The sequence below is a fragment of the Serratia sp. 506_PEND genome, assembly GCF_001076875.1.
Classification (GTDB): Bacteria; Pseudomonadota; Gammaproteobacteria; order Enterobacterales; family Enterobacteriaceae; genus Serratia; species Serratia marcescens.
Genome location: NZ_JVEL01000396.1, coordinates 1 through 1,353 on the forward strand (window position 1 = coordinate 1; position 1,353 = coordinate 1,353).

At 54.5% G+C, this 1,353-nt stretch carries 2 protein-coding genes; both read left to right on the forward strand.

The genetic code is table 11. The features are described 5' to 3' along the window. Positions 1–1,200: hypothetical protein (locus tag ADK28_RS32160; protein WP_048795943.1), on the forward strand; the 1,200-nt coding region annotated here is incomplete at its 5' end. Positions 1,201–1,202: 2 nt separating this feature from the next. Next, positions 1,203–1,353, forward strand: a 151-nt coding sequence (locus tag ADK28_RS30105) for a DNA circularization N-terminal domain-containing protein (RefSeq protein ID WP_193392134.1), incomplete at its 3' end; no start/stop codon positions are given.

Sequence of the window (1,353 nt, forward strand, 5' to 3'; positions counted from 1 at the left end):
AACCTGGATAGCGCTGCTGGGCGCATTAAGATCGGCGGAAAAAAGATAAGCTGGCATGAGTCCATTATCAAACAGATGGGGCAAGGCGTTGACCCATTGGAAGCGGCCAGAACCATTGTTAATAAGGCCATCGATAATGACAAGCAATACCAGTCGTTAAATCGTCAATTAAACAAAACGACTGACCCCACCAAACGGGATCGTCTTGAACGTCAAATACAGGCTGTCCGTGGTGTGTATTACGGTAAGTTCTTTCGCAACCAGCAAGCCCGTATGTCCTTTATTGCCTACGAACAGCATTACGATAAAGTCAAGGCGCTACAGGGCGCACTTGACCAGGAGTATTACGGCAAACCCGGTGAACTGGCGACCGATAAGGATATGAAGGGTATTCAAAACGAGACTGAGTTCAAGAAAAAACGCGCAGGCAGCCTGGAAATCCTTGACCAAAATGACATTATGACTCCCCTGGCTAAGCTCGAGGGCGAGGTGGCAGATGAATTCACCAAATTAGATGAAGTTCTGCCCAATGTTACCAAGGGGCTTGTGGGGTTGGGCGTTGCTTTGGGGACCGTTTCAGCCGTTGGTGGTGCGGGTATAGTTCTCGATACCATGCTCGGCACTGGTGTAACAAAAAAAGCCTACCAGTCGCTTAAAGGCTCATGGACGCGCCTTCGGGGCAAGGCGGGGGCCGTCGCCGAAGATGTCGTCGAGGGTGCAGAATCCATCGGCGGCGAGGCTGTGGGTGCTGTCAAGGGGGCCGGACATTTTATGGGCCGCCTTTTCGGACCTGTATTATCGCTAGCCACAGGGGCCTATGACGCCTATGAGACGCATAACGATAAGTCGCTTACGCCTGAGCAAAAAGACAAGCAGGACACCACTATCGCCACGCGAACGGTAACCACGGAGGGCGGAGCGGAATTCGGCGCTGGGTTTGGATCGGCAGTATTGCCAGGTCCAGGTACGGTTGTCGGTGGTGCGCTGGGGGCGCTTTTGGGGTATTTGGGTGGCGGTTGGCTGGGGCAAAAATTTAGCGATAATCTTTTTGTCGACAAGCAGAAAACCCCGAATGCCGTGATGCCCAGCGATGCCTTGGGGCTGAACCCGCAGCGCCTTGACTTGCATGTTTATCTCGATGGTCAGGAAGTCCACGCCGCGCTCGACGACCGCACCCAGCGCGACGGGTTGAGGAACTGACCATGGCCTGGAAAGATGATCTCCTTGACGCCTCATTCCGGGGCATTGCCTTTGACTGCCTTGATGCGCGGGATACGCTGTCCCGCGATGTTGCAGAGTATCGCTATCCCTATCGTGAGGGGGCTGACGTCGAAGACCTGGGCGGCAAGCCGG